Here is a 24,816-nt window from a genome sequence, read left to right as displayed (position 1 = left end):
AAATTATAAGGAAACTATACAGTGAGAAGCTCCGCCCTTCAACGTTGATACAGTAGTCATCTCGGGGGGCCGGGCTAGTACATTCGCCGTACGGATTGCGACAACGCGAGAAGGGAAGCTGGTGCCGGTCCAGATTCAAGGGCACTTTGAGCAAGTTGATATATTAGCAAAGCCGTACCGGAATTGCCGAAAGCGACCTTCCTTGCGGGGGGACTTTGCTCGTATCTGAACGCGTCGGCCTGGCCGATGGAGTTTTTCTTCCCCGCGTTCAGAGAGCCATCTGGGTGCGAACCTTGCCCCGCCTTCCCCGGCGGGGCTTTCTCTCCGCTTGGCGATTGTCCGTGCGCGAAGATTTCTGCCTCGGTCGGCAGCGCCAGGGCGCGACGAAACCTGATCAACCGCGAGGTGTGAAAAAGCATGAGAAAGCTGGTCGCAGGGAAGCTCCATGGTATTTATGTCACCGAGGCGAACCTCAATTATCATGGGTCGATCACTCTTGACCCGGACCACTGTGAGGAGGCCGGCATCTTGCCGATGGAGTTCGTCGAGATCTGGAACAAGAATTCCGGGGCGCGCATCTCCACCTACGTCATCCTCGGTGAACGCGGTTCCAGGTGCTGCATCCTCAATGGTGCGGCCGCACGCACATGCCAGCCCGGCGACCAGATCATCATATGCAACTCGGTGTATCTCGATGAAAGCCGGCTCACTTCCTTGAAGCCGAAGGTGCTGACCTTCGACGAGAACAACCGCGTGCTAGATCGCCTCAGCTACTCGGTTGGGGTCGATGCGTCTGGCAAATACACCTTCGAGATCCTCGATGAGTCTGAGAAGGCGTTGCCGATACCGCTCATGGTGTCCGGCAGCTGATTGAATTTGGCCAACAGGCAAACCTGACGCTGTGTCGTCGCCAAGGACAAAAACGCAGCGGTCGCCACCTCGCCAGCAACACGGCGTTCGTTGTTGCTGAACAGTTGCCGACGACTTTGCCGCACTGGAAGAAGAAAACCGCAGACTGCCGGCATATTGCCGTCGGCAAGAAAATACACAACTACGAGCTATGCTTGAGCGGTTTGGAGCAACTAGTCGGCGCGCCGAGACGGCGTTCGCACTCACTCAGAACCTTTCTATCCCGGACTAGTTTCCTCGAACTCCGGCAATATATCTCCGATTGGCGAGTTCGTACTTAAGGCTTTCTCGGTCGGGTGCAGGCTCTAGCCAAAAGCGCAATTTGGGCAGCAGATTATCAGAGGCAGAACATGGCTCAGGGAGGCGCTCATGACCGCATTCAATGTTGTCCGCTTCAAGGTCAAGCCAGGGATGGCTGAGGCTTTTCTCGGTGCTCACCGGGACATAGCTCAAAGCTGGTCGGGTCTGCGTCATGCCAACATCATCGAGGCTGGCGAGGGACGATACTGCATTATCGCGGAATGGGAGAGCATGGAGGCATTGGCGGCCAGCCGGCCGCAGATGGTCGCCACGCTTGACAGCTTTCGTGAGACGCTCGAGGACCTCGGAGGAGGGCTCGGCGTAACCGACCCAATTGCAGGCCTGGTCGTCCTATCAGTGAAATAAACGGAAGCCGGTTTGCCGTGGCGATGCGTCGTTGGGCTCAATAGTAGCCGGCGGTGCCACAAGACGTGTCTCGTCGCTTAATTGCGCTTTGCCGTTCGGTAACGTTCGCGCAGCAATTTCAGGTACCTCCGCCGGATGTCATCGATGGAAATGTCACCCGCAATCCAGAGCCTGAGCAGAGCCTGGAACTCGCCGGCGTGGTCAATTGCAATGCCCCTGGCTTGCCACTTGGCAATCACACGTTCGGCGATTTCTTTGCGTGTGGCCACGTCCTTTCCCCTTCCTGGTCTGCCCATTCATTATGGCGCGGGGCGCCCCTGCGACGTCAGTAGCAAGGATTGGTCTGTGCGCTCGCGCGCCGTCGAGGACTGCCGATAAGTGTTCGTCAGCCTTTCCGCTATTTGCATTGCTTGCTGCGCGGTCAATCTGAACTGCAGCGCCGACACGTTTTCGAGATCCGGATCGGCGCAGAATTCGATCCTAAGGAAAAGCTCGCCCGTCTCGTCGATTGCAGTGTTCCATCCGACGACCGTTGATGCCCTTATGTTGCCGTGACCGTCCGTATTCCAATCAACCATATGCGAACCTTTCCTCTTCGGGAAACAAGGACGCAGAGTTGGTCATCGTATCGATGAGCCGAACCTCATCCGTTCACGGCAATTGCGTCGCTCTAGAGCGCACTTCCCATGACCTGGACTACAACAGCAACGACCGTGGCCGCCACAGTGAGCGCGGCGCCAAGACGTGCAACCTTCATCCGGCGATGCCGCGCGCCGCTCCAGTCATAACTCATCGCTTAACCTTGCGCTCGTGGTTGAGAGGTGCCTGGTTTTATGGGCAAAACCGTAACCTGGGGGCGGGGTTACGGTTCTGAGTTGCCGCTGTACGCTGGAATGTGATTGGCGACTGAACAAAGTCTGCAAGGTTATGGTTAATTAAGAGTTTACTGAATAAGGCTCCCCGAAAAGGCCGCCCGTTCGGTGATCACGATTTCCATGATTTGTTCGAGTGAATGGAGCGATCCTCGGTGGGTGCGGCTCGCGCTGCTGCATTCTCAAAGGGCTGCACGGACGTGCCGTCATTTGCAACTCGGTCTATCACGGCGAGGCGAAGCTGGCCGCAAGAACCATCCACTTTTAGTAGCCGGCGCATAGTTGATCGCCAACACTCATTCGGTCGATCGGTGTCCTGACGGACGAGCAAGGTGTTTTAGAGCGCGAAGGCAAGCTGTGGCTTGCTTTCGATCGTCGTTTCATCGAGTGACGACAGTGTCACGCCCAGCAACCGAATGCCTTTTGGGGCAGGGAAGAGTGGAGATAACAGCATCGTTATGACCGCGGCAAGCTCTGCGGCACTTGCGATCGGTACCGCTGTTGTCTTGCTCCTAGTGATCTGCGTGAAATCCGCCCATTTCACCTTGAGCGTCGCGGTCTTGGCGCGAATATCGTTCGCTTCGCAGTAGCGCCAGACCTTTTCGATCAGCGGTTCGAGGCCAGCCCTGGCGGTCTCGAAATCATGGACGTCTACGGAGAACGTGTCTTCCGCGCCGATGGACTTGCGCACCCGGTCGGCCTTCACTTGACGTTCGTCGACGCCGCGGGCGATCCAGTAGAAGTAAGGTCCCGATTTTCCGAAGTGTTGCTGCAAGAAGGCGATATCGTGAGCCTTCAGATCGGCGCCCGTTTCAATGCCGAGCTTGTGCATGCGCTCGGCCGTCGCCGGGCCGACGCCATGGAATTTCTTGACGGGCAGCGCCTCGACGAAGGCCGGACCGTTCTTTGGCGTGATGACGAAGAGGCCATCCGGTTTCCTCTGGTCGGACGCCATCTTGGCGAGGAACTTGTTATAGGAGACGCCGGCCGAAGCGGTCAGGCCTGTCCTTGCCTTGATCTTGGCGCGGATCTCCTCGGCGATCTCCGTCGCAAGTTCCATTCCCTTGAGGTTCTCGGTGACATCAAGATAGGCCTCGTCGAGCGAGAGCGGTTCGATGAGCGGCGTGTATTCGGCAAAGATCGCGTGGATCTGCTGTGAGACTGCGCGGTAAGCATCGAAGCGCGGCGTCACAAAAATCAGCTCCGGGCATTTCCGCTTGGCGGTGACCGACGGCATGGCCGAATGGACGCCGTATTTGCGCGCCTCGTAGCTTGCGGCAGCCACGACGCCGCGCGCCTCGCCGAAGCCAACGGCAATCGGAAGCCCGCGAAGTGCGGGGTTGTCCCGCTGCTCCACCGAGGCGTAGAAGGCATCCATGTCGACATGGATGATCTTTCGCGTGCGCTCAGAGCGTTTCCATCACCGATCACGCGACCCAACGACTGGTCATAGCAGCAGGTCTTCTTCGGGCAGGGCGGCAGGAGGCTCGACGACAACAAGCATGTTGCCCGGAAGCGGCCGCTGCAGGTGCTTCACGTCGTCCCAGGATCCGGTGAGCCACAGATCGACCTCGTCAGGTGTGGTCAGGATCACCGGCATGGCCTTTTGATGGACGGGCGAGACGATCTCGTTCGGTGATGTAGTGAGGAAGCCGAAGAGCTCGTATTCGCGCTCGCCGTCGCGCACGCGCCGGACACCCTTCCATGGCGTCCAGAAGCCGGCGAAGAACATCAGCGGCCGCTCCTTGGTCCCGGCAAACCAGGCATTGGGGATCTTGCCGCCGGGAACTTGGCTTGCCGGGTCCGGCTCGGCGAAGGAGGTGAAGGGGACGACGCAGCGACTGGTCGGCCCAAGCCAGCGTCTCCAGTGCGCTGAGGCGACGTTTCGAATGTTGGTGACGCCTGAATCGTAGTTCTTCACGAAAGCCGGCGGCGAGGGCATGCCCCAGGTGACGCGCGCGATCTCTCGCTCTCCGTCTTCGCCGACGCGGACTACGGGCGCCTGATAGCCGGGGTAGACGTCATAGGATGGCTGGTTCCAGCCGGCCTTGTCGCGGAATGCCTTGGTGAATGCAATCACGGCATCGCGTGTCGTCGTGATGTTGTAGAGATTGCACAAAGTTCAGTCTCCCTTTCTCACCTTGCTTCATATCAGCGACTGCTTAGGTCTGTCGCCGTTCCTCGGCGCCCGATCCATTCATTGCACCAAGCGGCGTGTCCGCGCTGATGTCTCTATCGCAATCAACAGTCTCTTTTCTGAACTTCGTTGACTCGCAACCCAAATAGGAACAAATAGAGAACATATCAACAGGAAGCGCTAATGCATAGCCCTGAGGAGTTGTTCCTTCCAAAATGCCCCGTCCAGTCGACAATACCGTCGTCTCAGAACTTCGCGAGCGCATCCAGCGCCTCGAAGGTACGAGCGGACGCGGGCGGAAGGTCCTGCCGTTTGGCGTTGCCGAGATCGATCGGCGACTGCCGGGTGAGGGGCTCGCACTCGGCTCGTTGCATGAGGTCGCCGGCGGCGGCAACGGTGCGATCGACGGCGCGGCGGCGGCGTTGTTCTCGGCGGGCATTGCCGCCCGTACCAAGGGCAAGGTGCTCTGGTGCGTGACACGACCGGATCTCTTCGCTCCGGCGCTGGCTCAAGTAGGTCTTTCGCCGAGCCGCGTCATCTATGTGGAGGCCGGCGACGAAAAAGCGCTTCTATCCTGCATGGAGGAGGGGCTTCGACACGGTGGTCTCGGTGCCGTCGTCGGCGAACTCGCGCGCCTTCCGATGGCCGCCTCACGCCGATTGCAGCTTGCGGCCGAGCGTTCCGGAACCATAGGCCTTGCGATCCGCCGTTGGCGACGCCAGGCCGAAGCCTCGGATTTCGGGCAGCCGACGGCATCGGTCACGCGCTGGCGGGTTTCCGTCCTTCCATCCGCCCCCTTGCCGGTTCCAGGCGTCGGCCGCGCGCGTTGGCTCGTCGAACTCATCCGCTGCCGCGCTGGCGAAAGTGCAGATTTCGAAGTGGAGGCCCCAGATGCCAAGGGTCGTATCGCTCTTCCTTCCGAGCTGGTCCACGGATCGCCTGAGGCGCAAACTCGGCGACGCAGCGCCGCCGGCTGAAACGCCTCTCGTCCTTGTGGGCCGCGAAAAGCAAAGGCGTGTGGTGCTCTCGGTAAATGCCGCGGCGATTGCCGCAGGCCTGAGACCCGGCATGGCCGCCACGAAGGCCCAGGCGCTCGTCACAGGTCTTGTCGTCATGGACGCCGATTCGGCCGCCGATCAAGAAGCGCTCGAACGCCTGGCGCTCTGGGCCCTGCAGCGCTACGCGCCGATCGTTTCCACCGATCCACCCGATGGCCTTGTCATCGACACGACGGGTGCCGACCACTTGCACGGCGGCGAAGACTTGATGTTGTCGGGCATGGTCAACCGGTTCTTCGGATCCGGCATCGAGGCCCGTGCGGCGGTCGCCGATACCTGGGGGGCGGCCCATGCCGCCGCCCGGTTTCTTGCGCGACCGACGCACGTCACCGCGCCGAGCGGGCAGCAGGATACGATCCGCAAACTGCCGATCGCCGCCCTCCGTCTCGATCCCGCAATCGTCCATGGCCTTCGCGTGCTAGGCTTCAATACGATCGGCGAAGTCGTCGGCGTGCCGCGGGCACCGCTTGCTCTCAGATTTGGACCCGAGCTTGGCCGTCGCATCGACCAGGCCATGGGAAAGGTCGCCGAGCCGATCGATCCTGTGCGCACGCCCGATCTCGTTGGGGTTCGCCGCTCCTTTGGTGAACCGATCGCGGCGGCCGAGACGATTGCGCGCTATGCCGCCGAGCTGGTGCTCATGCTCTGTCGGGTTTTGGAAGAAAGGGGCCTTGGTGCGCGGCGCGTCGATCTTCTCTTCCATCGCGTCGACAACACCTACCAGGCGATTCGGGCCGGCACTGCGACCCCTGTTCGCGACGCCAGGCGCCTGACCCGGCTCATCACCGATCGGATAGAGACGATTGATCCGGGCTTCGGGATCGAGATCATGTCGCTGACGGCAACCCATGCCGAGCCGCTTGTCGCAAGCCAGATCATTTCCTCGCTGGTCGATGAGCCGGAGGCCGATGTTTCCGGCCTGATCGACATCCTCGGAAATCGCATTGGCGCGCGGCGGCTTTTCCGCTTGGCACCGGTTGCGAGTGATGTGCCCGAGCGCTCGGTAATTCGCATCGCGCCGATGGCGGCGGATGAAGGTCAGTCATGGCCCGGCCATTGGCCACGACCGGTGCGCTTGCTTCTCCATCCCGAACCGATCGAGACGATGGCGCTTCTGCCCGATCATCCGCCGGTCAGTTTCACCTGGCGCGGGGTGCGCCGGCGGGTGAAACGGGCCGATGGACCCGAACGGGTTTTTGGAGAGTGGTGGAAGCGCCACGCCGAGCTCGTAGCCGTGCGCGACTATTTCCAGGTCGAAGACGACGCTGGTGAGCGCTACTGGATCTTCCGTGCGGGCGACGGCGAACACAGCGAGACCGGCAGTCACCAATGGTTCCTGCACGGGATCTTCGGATGACGCCGCCGCGCTATGCCGAGTTGCAGGTCACTTCGCATTTTTCCTTCCTGCGCGGCGCCTCCTCCTGTGAGGAACTGTTTCAGCGTGCCGCGGAGCTTAGGCTTGAGGCGCTGGCGGTTGTCGACCGCAACAGCCTCGCCGGCATCGTGCGTGCCCATCAGGCGGCCAAGGATGTCGGCGTGCGGCTGGTCGTCGGCTGCCGTCTCGATCTTGAAGGCGATCTCTCGGTCCTCGTCTATCCGACCGACCGGCCGGCTTACGCGCGGCTTTGCCGGTTATTGTCGCTTGGCAAGAAGCGTGGCGGCAAGGCGAAATGCCGGTTCGGTTGGGACGATCTGGTCACCTACGGCGAGGGACTGATCGCGATCCTCCTTCCCGATGCCGCTGATGAGGACTGCGCCCGTCAGCAGCGCCACCTAAAGCAAGCGTTTGGCGATCGGGCCTACCTAGCACTGACGCTCCGCCGCCGGCCGAACGACCAGCTGCGTCTTCACCAGCTTTCCAACCTGGCAGCTTTGATCGGCGTGCCGACGGTCGTCACCAACGACGTCCTGTTTCATGTACCGGAGCGGCGGATCCTGCAGGATGTCGTCACCTGCATTCGCCACAACATCACCATCGACGAGGCTGGGTTCCGGCGTGAACGGCACGCCGACCGCTACCTGAAGCCGCCTGAAGAAATGGCCCGTCTCTTTGCGCGTTACCCCGAAGCGCTTGCCCGCACCGTCGAGATCATGGAGCGGTGCCGGTTTTCGCTCGACGAGCTTGCCTATCAATATCCGGAGGAGCGCTCCCATCCGGAGCTGACGGCGCAACAGACGCTGGCGCAGCTGACCTGGGAGGGGGCAGCCTGGCGCTACCCAGAAGGGTTGCCGGCAAAGGTTCGAAAGAACCTCGAGCACGAGCTGAGGCTGATCGAGAAGCTGCAATATGCGCCCTACTTCCTGACGGTGAATTCGATCGTCCGTTTTGCCCGCTCACGAGACATTCTGTGTCAGGGCAGGGGGTCGGCTGCCAATTCGTCGGTCTGCTATGTGCTCGGCATCACCTCGATCGACCCCGAAATCAACGACCTTCTCTTCGAGCGCTTTGTTTCCGAGGAGCGGCGCGAGCCGCCGGATATCGACGTCGACTTTGAGCACGAGCGTCGCGAGATCGTCATGCAATGGGTCTTCGAGACCTATGGACGTGATCATGCGGCCCTTTGCTCCACGGTCATCCGCTATCGGTCGAAAGGCGCCATCCGCGATGTCGGCAAGGCGCTGGGATTGCCCGAGGACATGACGAAGATGCTGTCGTCACAGGTCTGGGGCTGGGGCGAGGACATTGGCGAAAAACATGCCGAGGAGCTCAATCTCAACCTGTCCGATCGGCGCCTGCGCCTGACGCTCGATCTGGCCCGGCAGTTGATGGGGGCACCTCGCCACCTGTCGCAGCATCCGGGCGGCTTTGTCCTGACGAACGATCGCCTCGACGAGCTCGTCCCGATCGAACCGGCGGCCATGGCCGACCGGCAGGTGATCGAATGGGACAAGGACGATATCGATATCCTGAAGTTCATGAAGGTCGACTGCCTGGCGCTCGGCATGCTCTCGTGCATGAAGCGCGGCTTTGATCTGCTGGCCGAACACAAGGGCATCAATCTCGATCTTGCGAGCATCCCGGCCGAAGATCCGCGCACCTACGCCATGATCCGGCGGGCAGACACGCTCGGCACGTTCCAGATCGAAAGCCGCGCGCAGATGTCGATGCTGCCGAGGATCAAGCCGCGCACCTTCTACGACCTCGTCATCGAAGTGGCGATCGTGCGCCCCGGCCCGATCCAGGGCGACATGGTCCATCCTTATCTCAGGCGGCGCGAGGGCAAGGAGGCGGTTGTCTATCCGAAGCCGGAACTGGAGCAGGTGCTTGGAAAGACGCTTGGCGTGCCGCTCTTCCAGGAACAGGCAATGCGCGTCGCCATCGAATGCGCCGGGTTCACGCCGGGCGAGGCCGATCAATTGCGCCGCGCCATGGCGACCTTCAAGCACACCGGAGGGGTCTCGAAGTTCGGGAAGAAGCTGATCGATGGCATGGTTGCAAACGGTTACGAGGCGGACTTTGCGGAAAAGACGTTCCGTCAGCTGGAAGGCTTCGGCAGCTACGGTTTCCCCGAAAGCCACGCGGCATCCTTCGCGCTGATAGCCTACGCCTCCGCCTGGCTCAAATGCTGGCATCCGGATGTCTTCTGCGCGGCGCTTCTGAATGCCCAGCCGATGGGCTTCTATGCGCCAGCCCAGATCGTGCGGGACGCACGCGATCATGGTGTTGCGGTCCGGCCGGTCTGTGTGAACGCCAGCCGCTGGGATTGCACGCTCGAGGCAACGGGGGATGAAAGCCGCTTTGCCGTCCGCCTTGGTCTTCGCATGGTCAAGGGGCTGGCGAATGTCGATGCTGCGGCGATCGTTGCTGCGCGCGATGAACGTGCTTTCGAGACGGTCGACGATCTCTGGCGCCGGGCGGGCGTTCCGGCCGCCTCTTTGGTCCAGCTTGCCGAAGCCGATGCGTTTCAGCCATCGCTGAGCCTTGCGCGGCGCGAGGCACTCTGGGCGATCAAGGCGCTGCGCGACGAGCCGCTGCCGCTCTTTACCGCGGCCTCTGAGCGTGAAAGTCGGACAGTTGCCGAACTCGACGAGCCCTCTGTGGCGCTGACGCCCATGACATCAGGCGGCGAGGTGGTCGAGGACTACGGCCATGTCGGGCTGACGCTGCGCAACCATCCCCTTTCGTTCCTGCGCGCGGATCTGATCAAACTCCGCATCGTTTCCTGCCGGGAGGCGATGCAAACCCGCGATGGAAAATGGCTCGAAGCCGCGGGCCTGGTGCTCGTGCGTCAGCGGCCGGGTTCGGCCAAGGGCGTGATGTTCATCACCATCGAGGACGAAACCGGCATTGCCAATCTGGTTGTCTGGGCGAAGACCTTCGAGACGTTTCGTCGCGTGGTCTTGGGTGCCGGCATGCTCGGCGTCTATGGCCGAATTCAGAAGGAAGGCGAGGTTGTGCACCTCGTTGCCCATAGGCTGACCGACCTGTCAGCCGAGCTCGCCAGCGTCGGCGATCGGGACGCCGGTTTCCCGCTTCCGCACGGTCGGGGCGACGAGTTTCATCATGGGGTGCCGGCGCCCGATCCGCGCGGGCTGCCGAAGGGGCCGCGTCCGCGAGATATCGTCGATCCCTATCTGCATCTCGACCAGATCAAGGTGAAGACGCGGGATTTTCGGTGAGGCGAGCGAGCGTTCACTTGCGAAGGCTTACTCGAAGGTCTCGTTCCTCGTGCTCTCTATTTCATCTTCGCGTTGTCCCATTTCGGCTACGACCCGCAGCATGCGGGCTCGGGCCTCGGAAAGCATTTGCTTTTGATCCGGATGTGCTTGGGCAAGCAGGTCATCCAGAATACCAAGTCTTCGTTGGAGCTTGGCGGCGCGCAAACCAGACCAGCTCATTGGCATTAGTCGCTGAAGATATATCTCAAGGATGTGCTCTTGGTCCGGTGCACGCCTGAATACCTCTCCCGCAAGTTCAGACAAACGCTCTTGTGGCTGATCCTCGGAGGTCTTTGGAACAAACAGGGCGCAAGTTTCCGCAATGAAGGGATACCGGTCCGTAGGCGATTCCGCACACCATTCCATTGCTTCGGGTGTGGGGACTGCTTCCATCGGACGTCTCCCCCTTTCGTTGTCATAGTTTGAAGCTAGTGAACGAGCTGTGCGAAATCTTCCGTCCGCATCGGGTTGATACACTGCATTGAGGGCCAACCTTGGCCTGAGCCGGAAGAAGGGTTGCAGGAACCGCCCGCGCCTAAAGGCATACTTTCTGCCTTCTGAGCGCTCCCATGATAGCAGCTTGTTGATGATATCCTCATCCATGGCTGAAGGAGGTGCGTGAGTGAGCGCGAATGCAAGGATCTGGTCGAAGTGGTACTCAACCATCGTGTCCTGAGTGTCGATCTCCGTGAGATCTGTATCGATCAGAAAGTAACCAATCTGCAGTGCGACTTCCTGTCGGAAGTCGTCGTTCTTGACCCTGCCTGAATGGATGACCATTCCCAACAAATCGATGGCAACTGTAGGTCCGCCGGAGAGGCCTGACAAAGCCTGCACGAGCTTGCCGATCGTTCGCACATCAAGAGCGTCCGTCAGCCCGCCCATCGCCAGGTAGCGATACTGCCAAATGGGGGCGAGTTTTGCGTTTAACGCTTCGAAGACGCGCTCGATGCCCCTGTTCTCTAGACCAACAACGCATTGGAGCTCCGGGAACGACTGTCCCCACACAGGATCTGATACTGCAGCGTCTAAGAATAAGTCTGCAGCCGCGGCGTCAGTCCCATGCCAACCTGCCAACAGCCCTCGCACAAAAAGAAAATTTGCGTCTGATCCGTCCAAAGTCGCGACAATGCGACTTGCTTCGGCCAGGTACTGTGAATGGTCTTTGAGCGATGAGCCAACGCCGACGCCGAACGAGAAGATGGTTTCACTCCCTCGGGTCCGCAGTAGATCCGGCGTGATCAGGGAAAGCACGGATAGGGATTCCGCGGCCATCCTGCCGAGCTCAGTTGCTCGCTCCTGAACCTTCTCGCGACGTGTACCGTAGTCCGCGCCGTAACCCTCGCCGTCGAGCAAACCGAACAACGCAGCGTCCTGCGTTAGAATAGACGCCCGTATCTCACCAAGAAGATCTCTCGGTGCAAGGGCACGTTCTAAAGCAATTAGCCTCGATAGAATCTCGGGAGGTGCTGACGACCTATTCCAGTAGATCGTTTCGCGAACACCAACCCATCCGTCCGGCCAACCTCCCTTTTCGGCAAGGGCTCGCCCCACTGCTTCAATTGCGTCAAGCATCCCGGCCTCCTCACAGAGGTCTCGCACGGCTTGGCCAAGTATCTGGCGAACTTTGATTGCCTGCTTTTCCGTCCCGAGTGCTATTTGTGACGCAACTTCAATAAACCCTCCGTACCACCGGACGATCTCTAACCGGGTCTCGGGCTTCCAACCGTAGTCACGCGGGCGAGAGCCAAAGTCCGCTTCCAGGTGGCCGACAAAGTGGCTGGTCTGGAGGGCTTGCTTCAATGCAGCCCTTCCCAATGCCTGGTGCAGCTCCTGCTTGCTTTGTAGGAGATCGAGAACGACGGCCGCTCTCTTTTCCGGCGAGGCGTTTGTACCAGAGAGATAGCAAGTGAAGAGTGATGCAATCGCATCAGGCGCGGAACTGCGGGCTGTCGTGTCCTCCCTCTCGGCAAAAGCCATGAGGACGTCGAGTGCATCGTCAAACATAGACTCATCGTAGGCAAGCGACCTTGCCATAGCGACGAGATCGGATGCAACATATGCATCCAACTCCTTAACGTCCTTGCGCTCAACCATCCTCTTAAATGCCGACAAACTACCGATTGGGTCGGTGGGCATTACATTCTTGAGTGCCTGTCTACCGACGTCCGTAAGATCTTCAATAAACTCAAAACTCCCACCCGGGTTTAAAAGCGAGGCGACGATTTGCCGTGCGTGGGTTGAATTATGCAAATAACCAAGTCTCCTAGAGAAGGACTTGGCAACCCTGTCGTCGGCCTTGACCAGCAGTGTGTCGACGACACTCGACGCGGGGTTGTTTTCGAGAGCGCGAGAGGCGAGCCTGTTGGCGATCGCGTGCGGTAATACTGCTCGCCACTTACCTCGCTGTTGAACTAATCCCCTTCGTTGCAGTTCAGCAATGCCGCGGTAGAGAGTGGTAACCGACAAGCCAACGGTTTGAGCCAAAAGTGCGAGTTCCGACCCTTGGTCGGTCTCAATTCCCTCAAACGAGTACAAGAGCGTGGCGGCCTCGGCGCATCGCAACAGCTCTTCGTTCTCGCTTCGTTTTTGATGAAACAAGCGCCTGAAAAGCGCGTCATCGCCCAGCTGGGCCAGATCTCCGCTGCGTTCCGACGCGCTCGCTAGCGCGAACGCCACGCGCGCATTCCCGTCCGAAAAGGAGGCGACCCGACTTATGTCAGGTTCAGACAAGTGGCTGTAACGTCGGCTGAGTAACGCCTTTATGAGCTCGTCTGAAGAGCTCTCCAAGCGATAGCAGCGTGTACCCTCTGGAAGGTCGTCCTGAATGTCATACTCGACGGTAAGCAGTGCCACCTTTTGTGGCCCCCGGTCGACTATTTCGGCCAGCCGCTTGTGTAGGTCCTGGCCGCAGTTGTCGATAACGAAGAAGGAAGGAGCATCAGCATCGATTAGCGCCTCTGCCATGGACGTGGGTTGAGGCTCCAAATGATCTGACAAGTCGGCATAGATAACGCCATCCTGAGGCAACGGGAGCGACTTTGTAAGCACTCTTGGATCGAAGAGTGCTTGAACCAAACGTGTCTTTCCAACGCCCGACAGGCCCACTACGCGCACGCTTCGTCCCGCGAGCATGTCGCTTCGGATGGCATCAATCGCGTCAATTGCCCCCGAACCAACCTTTGCGTCGGGCGTGAAAACCTTCACTCTGTCGTCGAGCAGGTATTCAGCCTTGGAGTCGCTTTCACGATACGCCCATGGCCCGTAGGGTTTCCAACCTTTCAAAGGGCCGCCAGAGCTGTGCTTTACCCATGCAACGATTGAGGGAAAGCGCTCTGCCCAGTCTGCGATGCGCCGAGCATCTAGGAAGTCGAGGGTTCCCGTGCCTGGCTCCAATTGCCCGCAGCACTCGGCCATCTTCGCCCGCCGAGCCGCCAAGGATGAATCTGAGACGCTGTCGCGCGTTGATACGATGATGTAGGAGCCATCGTGGCGAAGGATCTCCGCAATCGACGCACTAAGGCTACCCTTAGGTAGAAGTTCTTTTTGGATCTTGGATGGCGGAAAATTCTCTGCCTTAACTTGATAGCCGACGGTGCTGGCCGGCAGAAACACTGAAGTTGCGCCCAGGGCTTCCGCCGAAAACCTTACGTCGATACCACCGTCTTTCGCCCTCTGGTCGCCACCCCATGTTACATCGGGACTCGTTGCACCAAGTCGGTTTGCTTCTGCGCGAACGAGCCGTGCCACGAGTTCTCTGGCGCGTTCATCGTTGAGGGACTGGATTTCATTTGTACTGACCGTGAGTATCGGGTGTGGCATTTCTCTGCCTAGGCTGTGCCGTGAAACGTGTGCAGGAAAGTACATCACAAGACAGTTGCGTGTCCTTCTTTCGCGCAACTTCTATTGATGCCATCCACCGATAAGGAGTGTCTGGAATGATCGCCGGGCAATGTCCGAACTTTTCGGATAGTCCGGCTGGATGAATGCGCCGTACTCTAGCCCGTCCGGCAGACAGCGCTAAGATTTATCTTTTCCGACCTCTAGGAAGATTCACCGGCGCTTCTTCGCCGTTTTGCGGTTCGATCAACAGCTCGAAGATTTTGCATTCGAGAACCGCGGCGATTTTTCCGAGTGAATCTATTCCGAGATTCACCTGCTTCCGCTCAAGCTGAGAAATGGACACCCGCTCTAATTGAGCTTCAAGCGCAAGCCGTTCTTGTGAGAGGCCGCGCTTGACCCTCAATTTTCTAACATTCCAAGCTAGTAGATCACGCGGTGTCATGGCATTCACATGACCATTGCGTGTCGAATTAAATAACTGGCTATTCTATACGGAAAGATGATAAAAGTTGTGTTCAGCTGGTTATGAATTCGCCCTCCGCGCGTATGCGGAAACTGGACTGGAGTCGGAGCATTCATGGAACTTCGCCAACTCTCGTTCTTCGTCGCGGTGGCCGAGGAACTGCATTTCAACCGAGCGGCTGCTCGGATGTGCATTGCCCAGCCGGCGTTGAGTGCCCACATCCAGGCACTGGAGAAGGAGCTAGGTGTAAGGTTGCTCGAGCGATCGACGCGCCGGGTCGAGCTGACGCGGGCAGGAGAGGCTTTCTACGATCGAGCCGTCCGGATTATCGGCGATGTCGGGTTGTCGATGGACGTGGCGCGGTCTGTTGCCGGCAGGGCGGCGCGGACAATCAAGATCGGAACCGTCTATCCTGCGACGATAGGGGTGTTGCCGGCGTTTCTATCGCGTATTGGCCGGAAGTTTCCGGATGTGGCGCTGCACGTAACGAGCGGCTCGACGAGCGACATCATCCGGGGACTGGAAAACGGCCAGATCAATCTCGGTTTCATCCGCCCGGTCGAAAACATCGGCTCCTTGCGCTTCTTCTCGATCGCGCATGAGCGCTATCTGCTGGCGGTCGAAAAGACCAGCCCGCTCGCCCTTCGAAGCGAGATCGATATCGAGGACCTGACGGGAGAGAAAATCATCGCCTTCTCCCGTCAGAACCTCTCCTACTCCGAGCGGTACTTCTCCGAGATGTTCGAGACCCATGGGCTGACCGGCAACATCGCCTACAGCTGTGACGATACCTTCTCGCTGGTCTCGCTCGTTTCCGCCGGCCTCGGCATCGGCTTTGCGCCGGAATGGACGAAGGACTTGCCGAACCGTGGTTTCGAACTTCGGCCCGTGCGCGGGGTCGATCTGAAGATCGGGCTTGGGGTCGCCTGGAACAAGGAGGACCCGACAGCGTCTCGGGACGACATCATCGACATTGCCCGGTCGCTGGCGAGGCCGGGCAGGTGAGGTGAGGGGGGGCGACAATGTGTGGGTCTCGGGCCTCTGAAACATCCGGCCTCGTGTTGCAGCCGAAGCAGTATGCGGTATCGGTGGCGTGAGAAATGAACTGCGCGTCATCAACGAGGCTGATTGTAAAAATTTCGGCCATCGACGGTGAAACGATGCCCGTTCTTGCGCTCGCACTCAACCCCACTATGGGGTGTGCGCCGGTTGATGCATCCGCGTGGACCGACGAGGCGGGACGCAACGCATTGCGCAACAGACATCCCTGTGCGGCGGCATATCTTCGTAAGAAGCGAAGTTCCCACGGAGACGTAACGCCGGCGCGGTCCGCGCGCCACCCCTGGCCCATGCTCATGACCATGCGAAGTGCTGCCGGGGGTGTCAGGCGCTTGGGACGCAGGGGACAGCCAGCACGGGGTGTGTGACCCTACGGGTCACGGCGTTGCCCCGTGAAGCAAAAGGCCCGCGACAGCGAGGGCCAACCACATTGACCGCCCGCCTGGACATTCCTGACTTTAGTACGCGATCTGTCCGTCCACCATCTGGCCGGTTGACGGGGTTAGCTCGCGCTTCAAGACTTCGCGAGCTTCGCCGCTGATGACAGCGACTGGAGCGGCTACGGCCACGCGCGCTGCCGACCCGGCGAAATTGGCGGCAGCGACCCCCACACGATCCGCCAACGTCGCCTCTCCACCCACCAGCGTCTGACCGGCCAGCCGACGCCCGAGCATGCGTACGATCTCAGGGCTGTCGGCGAAGGTATTGTGGCCGAGCGGATCTTTGGTCGCGATGCCACTGGTGTCGATGACCGAGACCCCCAGTTCTTCAAGAACGGAGGCATAGGGCCTAAGATCGGATCCACCGACACGGTCCACCCCGCCCGAGAGCCAGCGAGAGGCCTCGAGCGCCTTGTCGCGTGTAGATGTCAAGATCGCAAAGTGCGGTCGCTTTGGCCCCATTTCGACGAACTGACGACGAAACACGTCGATGTCGATGTCCGGCGATGCCAGAATGACATTCCTGACCTTCGCCGGGATTGATTTTTCGCGCATTGCGACGCCCCGCAGCGCCTCTGCTGCGAGCCAACCTCCCATGGAATGAGCAAGAACCGTCACGTCTTGAACATCGGGACTTTTTGCGACCTGAAGGATCAGATCCTCCAAGGCGCGACGCGAATAGTTGGCGCTCTCCTTGTCATAGAGATAATCGAACGCGCGCCCTCGCGACGGCCAAGTGAACAGGATTGGTGCGGCATCCGTTCCCGAGTCGTGAACGATTTGCGCCAGGCGGAAGACGGCATCGGCATAGGTGTTGTTGAAGCCGTGTACAAAGATGAGCACCTGACGCTTGGCGTTTCGATTTTTTTGAAACCACTCGAGCGCCTGACGTTCGGAGTCGGCCTTGGTAACGTCGAGTACCGCGAATTCTCTTTCCGGATTCGGAGGCACGCGCGAAGGCCACTGCACCTCGCCGATCTTGCGGTCCCGATCTGGAGGAACGGAGACGGCGACGCTGTTGAGCGAGATTGCCGTTCCGCGCTCGCCTGTATAGAGTTTACCGGGGTTGTCCGAAGGCTTGCGTGTGGTAGCCACCAGCATGTTCACCCTGCTGGCGTCGCGGGCGGCCACTTCGGGAGGCTGAAGGACATTCTCCACCCGCGTCGCGCAGCCGGGTGCGAGGAGGCAAAGCACCAGCAGGGAAGCAAGCGTCCTCCGCCGGAACACATATCTTGCAGCGATCCGGTATGGCCGGGCAGTCCGTTGCGGTCCCCGGGCGTCGTTTCGCCCGGGGAAAGAGAAGCTGGAAATTGTCATGTCAGTGTTGCTCGACTTCACGCGGGATCCGGAACCAGGCGACATAGAGTGCCGGCAGGAAGAGAAGTGTCAACGCCGTTCCCACGACAATGCCCCCCATCATCGCGTAGGCCATCGGGCCCCAGAAGATTTCGTGCGAGATGGGGATCAATGCCAATGTGGCGGCGGCGGCCGTAAGCATGATCGGCCGCATACGGTGTTCGGTCGCCTCCACCACCGCCTTCCATGGGGACTTTCCAGCCGCCCGCAATTCTTCAATCTCCACGATCAGGATCACGGAGTTACGGATGAGGATGCCCACCAGCGCGAGCACGCCGAGGAGCGCGACGAAGCCCAGCGGGGCATGGCTGAAGAGCAGAGCCGCCACGACACCGATGAGGGCCAGCGGGGCAACCGAGAAGACGAGGAAGAGCCTGTGGAAGCTCTGAAGCTGGATCATCAGCAGGGTCGCCATGATAAGGAGCATAGCGGGCGCCACCGTGGCGATCGGACCCTGCGACTTGGCGCTTTCTTCGACCGCGCCGCCGACTGCAACGGAATAGCCAGCCGGCAGCGTCTTTTCGAACGCAGCAACCTTGTCGGCGAGCGCCTTCACGATGGTCGCCGGCTGCGTGGTACCACTGATTCCGGCCTTGATCGTGATGGTCGGGACCCTGTCGCGCCGCCAGATCGTCGGCTGTTCGAGCTCGTAACGGAACGTTGCGACCGATGAGAGCGGAACCGACCGACCGCTGCTGCTCTGCAGTTGCAGGTCGAGCAGCGTGTCGATCGAGCCGCGCTCCTTTTCCGAGGCGCGACCGACGACATCGACCAGATAGATGTCGTCGCGGACCTGCGTTGCGGCGTCACCTTGTACGACGGCGTTGAGCGCCATCGCGATGTCTTGGGACGAGACACCGAGCTGCCGCGCCTTGTCTTGCAGCACGTCGATCTTTACGACGCGTGCCGGTTCATTCCAGTTGAAGGCGAGATTCTTGAGGGAAGGATGGGCACCGATGACAGACCCCAGCTTCAGTGCCAGGTCGCGCACCGTCTGGAGGTCTTCGCCCGACACGCGGTACTGAATTGGCTTGCCGACCGGCGGTCCGATTTCCAGCAGCTTCACATAGGCGTCCGTGCCGGGAAAGGTCTTCTGGAGGTAAGCTTCTGCTTCTTGTTTCAGCTTGTCGCGGGCGTCGAGCTCCTTGGCGACGATAACGGTCTGACCGAAGGAAACGTCTGCCGGCTGCACGTCGAAGGAAAGGATGAAGCGCGGCGCGCCCCTTCCGACATATGTCGACCAGTGATCGACCGCAGGGTTTCCGGCCAGCATCTCGCGCTCGAACTGAGCCATTTGACGGCTCGTTTCGGCAATCGAGCTGTTCTGCGGCAGGTTCCAGTCGACGATCAGTTCCGGCCTGTCAGAGCTTGGGAAGAACTGCTGCGGCACCAATGTCAGACCCGCGAGCGAACCTGCGAAGAGAAGAACGGTCGCGAGGATCGTCATCCAGCGCCAGCGCAGGCAGAATTGCAGCATGCTCGAGAATGCCCTCGCGAACCGGCCCTTGTGTTCGGCATGCTTCTTCATGGTCTTCGGCAGCAAGGTAACGCCGATGAGAGGCGTGAACAGGACGGCAACGATCCAGGAGACGACGAGCGATACCGCGATCACGACGAAGAGGGTGAAGGTGAATTCGCCGGCGCTGCTCTTGTTGAAGGCGACCGGTATGAAGCCCGCGACGGTCACGAGCGTGCCGGTCAGCATCGGAAAGGCAGTGGACGTGTAGACGTAGGTGGCGGCCTTCCTGAGACTGTCACCCATTTCCAGCCGTGCCACCATCATTTCGACCGCGATCATGGCGTCGTCGACGAGAAGACCGAGTGCGATAATGAGCGCACCGAGCGAGATTCGTTGCAGTGAAATGCCCGAATAGAGCATCACCATAAAGGTGATGGCGAGAACCAGCGGGATCGCGATCGCCACGACCAGGCCTGCCCGGAAACCGAGACTGATAAAGCTGATCGCGAGCACGATGGCGACCGCCTCGAACAGGGCCTTCGTGAAACCACCCACGGCCTCGTGAACGACTGTCGGCTGGTCGGATACCTGTTCGACCGAGACGCCGACCGGAAGATCCTGAACGATCCCGGTCATCGTCTTTTCGAGCGCCTCGCCAAAGGCAAGCAGGTTACCGCCGGTCTTCATACCAATCGCGAGCCCGATGGCCGGCTTGCCGTTGAAGCGGAAGAGCGAGGTCGGCGGATCCACATAGCCGCGGGTGATCGTGGCGACGTCCGTCAGCGGGAAGAACCGGTCGTTTACCCTCAGATTGATGCCCCGCAAGGTGTCTTCAGAGATGAAGCGCCCACCGACCCGCAATGCGACGCGTTCCGGTCCCGTCTGGACAAAACCCGACTGGGTAACGGCGTTCTGCGCCTGCAGCGTGGCAATGATGTCCGCGCGGTTGAGGCCGAGGGCAGCGATCTTGCGGGTGGAGAATTCGAGATAGATGACCTCGTCCGGCGCCCCGACGATCTCGACTTTGCCGACGTCGGCGATCTTGAGGATCTGGGTCCGGGCGTCTTCCGCGAAGTCCCGTAACTCCCGGTGACTGAGCCCGTCGCTCGTGAAGGCAAAGATATTGCCGTAGACGTCCCCGAACTGGTCATCGAAGAACGGACCAATGACGCCCTGAGGGAACTCGTGCTTGATGTCATCGATCAGGTTGCGCACTCGCGACCAGGTGGGCTTTACATCCTGCGCATTCGTCTCCGGCAACAGATCGACGAAAACGATCGTCTGGCCGGCGGTCGTGATACTGCGGGTGTGCTCGAGATTATTGAGTTCCTGCAGCTTCTTTTCGATGCGGTCGGTAACCTGCTGCGTCACTTCCTGCGCGGTAGCGCCGGGCCATTGCGCCTGGATCACCATCGTCTTGATCGTGAAGGATGGATCCTCTTCGCGGCCGAGGCTCAGATAGGCAAAGGCTCCCGCCACTGCGAAAATGATCATGAAATACCAGACGAGCGAGCGGTGCTCGAGCGCCCAGTCCGAAAGATTGAAGTTTTTCACGGGCGGTGCTCCTGTTCGCTTCTCACGCTCTGCCCCTCGGCAAGTTCATTGACGCCGGCGACGACGACCTTTTCCCCCTCCTTGAGCCCGGAGAGGATTCGGACGGTACGGATGTCAGTGGAGGAGGTGTCGAGCCGCACGGATCTGAACGAAACGGCATGGGTCGCCGGATCGACCACCCAGACATGGTCGGCGCCGTCCTTCTTGACGACGGCCGTTGCAGGCACGCCGATCGGCGCCCCTTGCTGGACGTCTGGTGGCGCCGCGGTCACCACCGCTCCAAGCCGGAAGACCTCCGGCGCCTGATCGATGGCGATTTTCAGCCTGTGGGTGCGGGTATTCGCATCGGCCTGCGGGCCGATCTCGCGCAGGACGCCGGAGGTCCGCAGCGACTCGTCGAGCTGCAGGGCAACGTCGAACCGATCCCCCAGGTGCAAGGATCTGAGATAGGCTTCCGGAACATCGACGACCACGTCGCGCTGATCGAGGCGCGCGAGTCTCAGGACCGGCTGACCGGCGGTCACCGTTTGTCCGACTTCGGCAGAGGTGGCGGTGACGACACCATCGAACTCGGCTTTCAATACGGCATAACCAAGCTGCTCGCGCGCCTTGTCGAGGCCAGCATTTGCCTTTCCGACGCTCGCCCACGCCGATTTCAGCGCCTGATCGGCAAGGTCCAGATCGGCGATGCTCGCGGCGCTCGTCGAGGCAAGCCTCCGCTTGCGGTCCTGCGTCAACAAGGCGTTCTCGAACTGCGCTTCAGCGTTGCGCAGATCGGCTTCGGCGCTCCGGACCGCAAGCTCAAGAGCGATTGGGTCGATTTCGGCCACGATGTCGCCGGCGCGCACAAGATCCCCGACATTCACCTTGCGCGATACCACACGCCCCAATGTTCGGAATGCAAGATCGGTCTCGACCCTGGCCTGGACGATACCAGGCAGGCGCAACAGTTCCGCCGGCGCTGCACTTGCCGCGACGGACTTGACGGGGCGCGGCCTTGTGGCCTCACCAGTACCGGCGTCCTGATCGCAGCCGACGAGAACCGCGAGTGCTGCCAGAAGTGAAAACGAGAGGTGGGTACGGGAGTGAAGCATGTTAGTTGCCCTCCCAGGCCACGGCCTGGCCTTCCCTGAGGAACTTGCCGCCTTCGGCGACGATCAGGTCGTGCGGGGCGACCCCGCCGGCGACGATCAGATCACGTTGACGGTACCTGGCGACCGCGATCTTCCGCAGGGCGACGGAGCGGTTTGCGGGGTCGATGCGCCACACGGCGGGCTCGCCCAGGGCGGAGGCAATTGCGCTCGCTGGCAGGACGATCCCCATGCGCGCCGGGGAACGGAACTCCCCGACCACGGGCGTGCCAAGCGGCCATTGTGCGTCTTCCGGCAGCGCCACCTTGATGCGGATCGTTCCGGTTTTCGTGTCGATGAAGGGAGCGATTTCCCTAACGGTGGCTTGCGCTCCGAGCGACCGATCCGCGACCGGCGCAACATCGACTTCGCTCAGCGGTCGCCCGTCCATGAAGAAGGCCTCGAAGACGTTGAAGACCGCATCTCGTGGGCCGTCATGGGCGAGTGTGAAGGTGGGTTGCGCCGCCGAAACCACGCGACCGACCTCTATGTCGCGTGCAGTGATGATGCCGGCCGCGTCGGCCTTCAGTTCGGTGTGCGACAAGGCGTCCTTGGCCGTCGCCAGCGCCGCTTCGGCGGCCTCCAGCGCCGCTTGCGCCGTCCGCAGCTCCTTGTCTGTCTGATCGAAGGTCGACTGCGAGATAGAGCGCGAGCGCAAGAGCGCCTCGTACCGCTCAAAGGTCAGCATCTTCTGCTTGACGATCGCCTGTGCCGACTCAAGCCCGGCTCGCGCGACCTCCACATCTGCCCGTTGTTCGGTGTCGTTGAGGCGGGCGAGGACCTCGCCGGCGCGCACATGCGCTCCGACGTCGACAAGACGCTCGATCACCCTGCCGCTGACGCGGAAGGATAGTTCGGACTGAATTCCCGCCTTCACCTCCCCGGTGATCGCGGCGCTGGGCTGATACTCGGCCTGTGAGGCGCTGATGGCCCGAACCTGCTGCGGCGACGACGACGCGACTTCAGTTTTGTCGTCGCAGGCGGCGAGATAGGCGCAGGCGAGACCAATTCCCAGAATTCGAAGGGGCTGCATTTTTTTCTCCGTTGCCATTTGCAACCATCAGACAGCCGGCGGTTCGCCTGCAAATTTCAAATCTGATGGCTTTAAGGGCTATGGCCAGATGTTGACAGCGCCCACTTAGAGGCTAAAGTGGACGACGTCAACATCGCTTCGGCGAAAATGTTGACGCGCGCAACATAAGGGCCTAGACGGACGAGTATGACCAAAGCCACCACCACCGCAGATCCGCGCCCCTACCACCATGGTGACCTGCACAGGGCGATCGTAGGCGCCGCACTCGATGTCCTCAGCGAATCGCAGAGCATAGAGTTCTCGCTTCGGGAGCTCGCCCGCCGAGCCGGCGTCAGTCATAACGCCCCTTACAAACACTTCGCCGACAAGCGTGATTTGTTGGCGGCCGTCTCGGCCGTTGGGTTCGAGCTCCTGGCAAAGCAGATGACCGATGCGACGAAGGAACACGACAGTCCGCGCGAGCGGCTGGCAGCCATGGCGCGTGCTTATGTGCGCGGCGGCGTCAACAATCCTGCGCTCTACCGATTGATGTTTGGCGGTTATCTTACCGGTCAGGACGATGGACGCCCTGCAATCGAAAGAACTGCGGCTGAGAACATGAAAGCGCTTCTGGTAGACGCGATAAGCGACGGCGCTCTTGGGCGCCTCATTCCGACCGCCGCGGCAAACTCCCGTGAGATTGATGGTGCTATTCTAATTTTCTGGTCGCAGATGCATGGTCTGACTTTGCTGCTGGTAGACCGCCTCGTCGGCCCCCGCGAAAAGATGGACGAGCTGAGCGAGAGCGTCTTGCAAGGCATGCTCAATGGACTGGCAAACAGCATCCCTGTGATACCGCCAGGCGTATGGATAGGCCCTCCGCCGGGCGATTCGAACCTCCCAAGCCTCGCGCTGAAGGGGTGAAATCAGGAGAGTTCCGGCAAGGTGCGGCGGCGGAAATGCCACAGGTGTTTGCGAGTTTGATTACGGGGGCTTGTCTGACGCAACCGGGGAGCGAAGAGTGCGGCAACGTAGAGACAACACTTTCATCTGGCTGACCGTAGTTGTATCGCTGGCCTTCGCGTGGATGCTGTGGCCCATGTCTGGCGCGATCCTCTGGGCGACCGTGCTCGCCGTGCTGTTTGCCCCGGTCAATAACGCGATCCTCAAGAGCATCGCGGGCCGACGCAACCTCGCAGCTCTGTTCACATTGGCCATCGTTCTCGTGATGGTCATCCTGCCATTTGTGCTGATTGCGAGCTTTGTCCTCCGCGAGGCGGCCACGGTTTACAATAGTATAGCGACGGGCCAATTTGCCCCCGGCATCGAGGTTCAGACGCTTCGCGAGATGCTGCCCGACTGGCTCAAGGCGCTGGTCGACAGCGTTGGACTGCCCGATACCGGTGTGCTTCGGGGGCGGCTGTTGAATGCGCTTGCGGAAAGTGGCCAGTTTTTGGCTGGCCAAGCGATCAACATCGGGCAGTCGACCTTCCACCTGGTGCTAAGCGCATGCGTAATGCTCTACCTCCTGTTCTTCTTGCTGCGCGACGGGCGCGAGCTGGCGCGACTGATCGGTGATGCTCTGCCGCTCAGCGGCAGCCTACGCCAGGCACTGTTCGGGCGATTCGTGCTAACCGTTAATGCAATCGTGAAGGGCGGCATCGTGGTGGCGCTCGCGCAGGGAACACTCGGTGGGCTGATCTTCTGGGTGCTTGATATCCGTGCTCCCGCGCTTTGGGGCGCCGTCATGGCTATCTTTGCGCTTCTTCCAATGGTGGGCACGGGTCTTATTTGGGGACCAACCGCCATCTATCTACTGGCGTCAGGAGACATCTGGGACGGCACAGTTCTACTTGCTTTCGGAGTCCTTGTGATTGGGCTTGTAGACAACCTCTTGCGACCAATCCTTATCGGTAAGGAAACCAAAATCCCGGACTATCTGATCCTTGTTTCGACCTTGGGTGGCATCGCCACCTTCGGGCCCAACGGCTTCGTCGTCGGTCCGATGATCGCAGCTTTGTTCCTGGCGGCGTGGTCAGTGTTCCCGGCCATGATGAGCGAACGAAAAAACCAGGGTGTCGACCAGGATGGAAGTCAAACCTGACGTGATCTTTTCTGCATTTAGCTAGAGACGATGCCGGCGACGGTGGAATCTGGCAAGGATCGGTCTCTCGGGCCAGAAAGCGGCGGTTACGGCTG

At 60.4% G+C, this 24,816-nt stretch carries 17 protein-coding genes and 1 pseudogene; 8 read left to right on the top strand and 10 right to left on the bottom strand.

The annotated features are described in order from the left end of the window. The first annotated feature begins 417 nt into the window (after positions 1-417). Both panD and XB14_RS28815 read left to right on the top strand, forming a co-directional pair. Complete coding sequence (gene panD, locus XB14_RS28820; RefSeq protein ID WP_077967106.1) at positions 418-870, top strand: aspartate 1-decarboxylase; 453 nt, start codon at positions 418-420, stop codon at positions 868-870. A gap of 408 nt (positions 871-1,278) precedes the next feature. Then, complete coding sequence (locus XB14_RS28815; protein ID WP_060581446.1) at positions 1,279-1,575, top strand: antibiotic biosynthesis monooxygenase; 297 nt, start codon at positions 1,279-1,281, stop codon at positions 1,573-1,575. Positions 1,576-1,652: 77 nt separating this feature from the next. On the opposite strand, the gene XB14_RS28810 is transcribed toward XB14_RS28815, so the two are convergent. The 4 genes and pseudogenes from XB14_RS28810 to XB14_RS28795 form a co-directional block, all read right to left on the bottom strand. Further along, positions 1,653-1,844, bottom strand: a complete 192-nt coding sequence (locus XB14_RS28810) for a hypothetical protein (protein ID WP_077967105.1) — start codon at positions 1,842-1,844, stop codon at positions 1,653-1,655. Positions 1,845-1,874: 30 nt separating this feature from the next. Then, positions 1,875-2,153, bottom strand: coding sequence for a hypothetical protein (locus tag XB14_RS28805; RefSeq protein WP_077967097.1), 279 nt, complete (start codon positions 2,151-2,153; stop codon positions 1,875-1,877). A gap of 631 nt (positions 2,154-2,784) precedes the next feature. Further along, a pseudogene (dinB, locus tag XB14_RS28800) lies at positions 2,785-3,852 on the bottom strand (DNA polymerase IV); the annotation flags it as partial. A gap of 42 nt (positions 3,853-3,894) precedes the next feature. After that, positions 3,895-4,566: an SOS response-associated peptidase gene (locus XB14_RS28795; RefSeq protein WP_077967092.1), complete on the bottom strand. Its 672-nt coding sequence runs from the start codon at positions 4,564-4,566 to the stop codon at positions 3,895-3,897. A gap of 233 nt (positions 4,567-4,799) precedes the next feature. Here XB14_RS28795 and XB14_RS28790 point away from each other — a divergent pair, with 233 nt between their 5' ends. The 3 genes from XB14_RS28790 to XB14_RS28780 are packed head-to-tail and all read left to right on the top strand — an operon-like array spanning position 4,800 to position 10,262. Next, positions 4,800-5,561 carry an ImuA family protein gene (locus XB14_RS28790; protein ID WP_077967091.1) on the top strand — a complete coding sequence of 254 codons (762 nt, stop codon included), beginning with the start codon at positions 4,800-4,802 and terminating at the stop codon, positions 5,559-5,561. Then, positions 5,476-6,999 carry a Y-family DNA polymerase gene (locus tag XB14_RS28785; protein WP_077967090.1) on the top strand — a complete coding sequence of 508 codons (1,524 nt, stop codon included), beginning with the start codon at positions 5,476-5,478 and terminating at the stop codon, positions 6,997-6,999. The genes XB14_RS28790 and XB14_RS28785 overlap by 86 nt, the downstream gene beginning before the upstream one ends. Further along, a complete protein-coding gene (locus tag XB14_RS28780) occupies positions 6,996-10,262 on the top strand; it encodes an error-prone DNA polymerase (RefSeq protein WP_077967088.1) in 3,267 nt (1,088 codons plus the stop codon). Before XB14_RS28785 ends, XB14_RS28780 begins: the two co-directional genes overlap by 4 nt. A gap of 27 nt (positions 10,263-10,289) precedes the next feature. Here the strand turns inward: XB14_RS28780 and XB14_RS28775 are convergent, their stop codons facing one another. Both XB14_RS28775 and XB14_RS28770 read right to left on the bottom strand, forming a co-directional pair. Continuing rightward, positions 10,290-14,123 (bottom strand): hypothetical protein, encoded by a 3,834-nt coding sequence (locus XB14_RS28775; protein WP_077967087.1) that lies wholly within the window; start codon positions 14,121-14,123, stop codon positions 10,290-10,292. Positions 14,124-14,328: 205 nt separating this feature from the next. Further along, positions 14,329-14,586: a helix-turn-helix domain-containing protein gene (locus tag XB14_RS28770; protein ID WP_077967085.1), complete on the bottom strand. Its 258-nt coding sequence runs from the start codon at positions 14,584-14,586 to the stop codon at positions 14,329-14,331. Between the two features lie 135 nt (positions 14,587-14,721). Between XB14_RS28770 and XB14_RS28765 the strand changes: the two genes are divergently transcribed. Beyond that, a complete protein-coding gene (locus XB14_RS28765) occupies positions 14,722-15,612 on the top strand; it encodes a LysR family transcriptional regulator (protein WP_077967082.1) in 891 nt (296 codons plus the stop codon). Between the two features lie 512 nt (positions 15,613-16,124). Here the strand turns inward: XB14_RS28765 and XB14_RS28760 are convergent. From XB14_RS28760 to XB14_RS28745, 4 genes are read right to left on the bottom strand one after another with little or no spacing between them, the layout of a single operon-like run. After that, positions 16,125-17,423 carry an alpha/beta hydrolase gene (locus XB14_RS28760; protein WP_077967080.1) on the bottom strand — a complete coding sequence of 433 codons (1,299 nt, stop codon included), beginning with the start codon at positions 17,421-17,423 and terminating at the stop codon, positions 16,125-16,127. Position 17,424: 1 nt separating this feature from the next. Continuing rightward, entirely contained in the window at positions 17,425-20,475 is a 3,051-nt protein-coding gene (locus tag XB14_RS28755; protein ID WP_077967077.1) for an efflux RND transporter permease subunit, read from the bottom strand. Then, entirely contained in the window at positions 20,472-21,569 is a 1,098-nt protein-coding gene (locus tag XB14_RS28750; RefSeq protein WP_077967075.1) for an efflux RND transporter periplasmic adaptor subunit, read from the bottom strand. The genes XB14_RS28755 and XB14_RS28750 overlap by 4 nt, the downstream gene beginning before the upstream one ends. Before the next feature lies 1 nt (position 21,570). After that, positions 21,571-22,638 carry an efflux RND transporter periplasmic adaptor subunit gene (locus XB14_RS28745; RefSeq protein ID WP_077967071.1) on the bottom strand — a complete coding sequence of 356 codons (1,068 nt, stop codon included), beginning with the start codon at positions 22,636-22,638 and terminating at the stop codon, positions 21,571-21,573. A 186-nt stretch (positions 22,639-22,824) separates the two neighbouring features. Here XB14_RS28745 and XB14_RS28740 point away from each other — a divergent pair, with 186 nt between their 5' ends. Both XB14_RS28740 and XB14_RS28735 read left to right on the top strand, forming a co-directional pair. Continuing rightward, entirely contained in the window at positions 22,825-23,541 is a 717-nt protein-coding gene (locus tag XB14_RS28740) for a TetR/AcrR family transcriptional regulator (RefSeq protein ID WP_077967067.1), read from the top strand. A gap of 97 nt (positions 23,542-23,638) precedes the next feature. Then, complete coding sequence (locus XB14_RS28735; protein ID WP_234804166.1) at positions 23,639-24,721, top strand: AI-2E family transporter; 1,083 nt, start codon at positions 23,639-23,641, stop codon at positions 24,719-24,721. The last annotated feature ends 95 nt before the right edge of the window (positions 24,722-24,816 follow it).

This window comes from Ensifer adhaerens (genome assembly GCF_002007205.1).
GTDB lineage: Bacteria > Pseudomonadota > Alphaproteobacteria > Rhizobiales > Rhizobiaceae > Ensifer > Ensifer adhaerens_D.
This window is presented reverse-complemented; position numbering and strand designations above follow the sequence as displayed.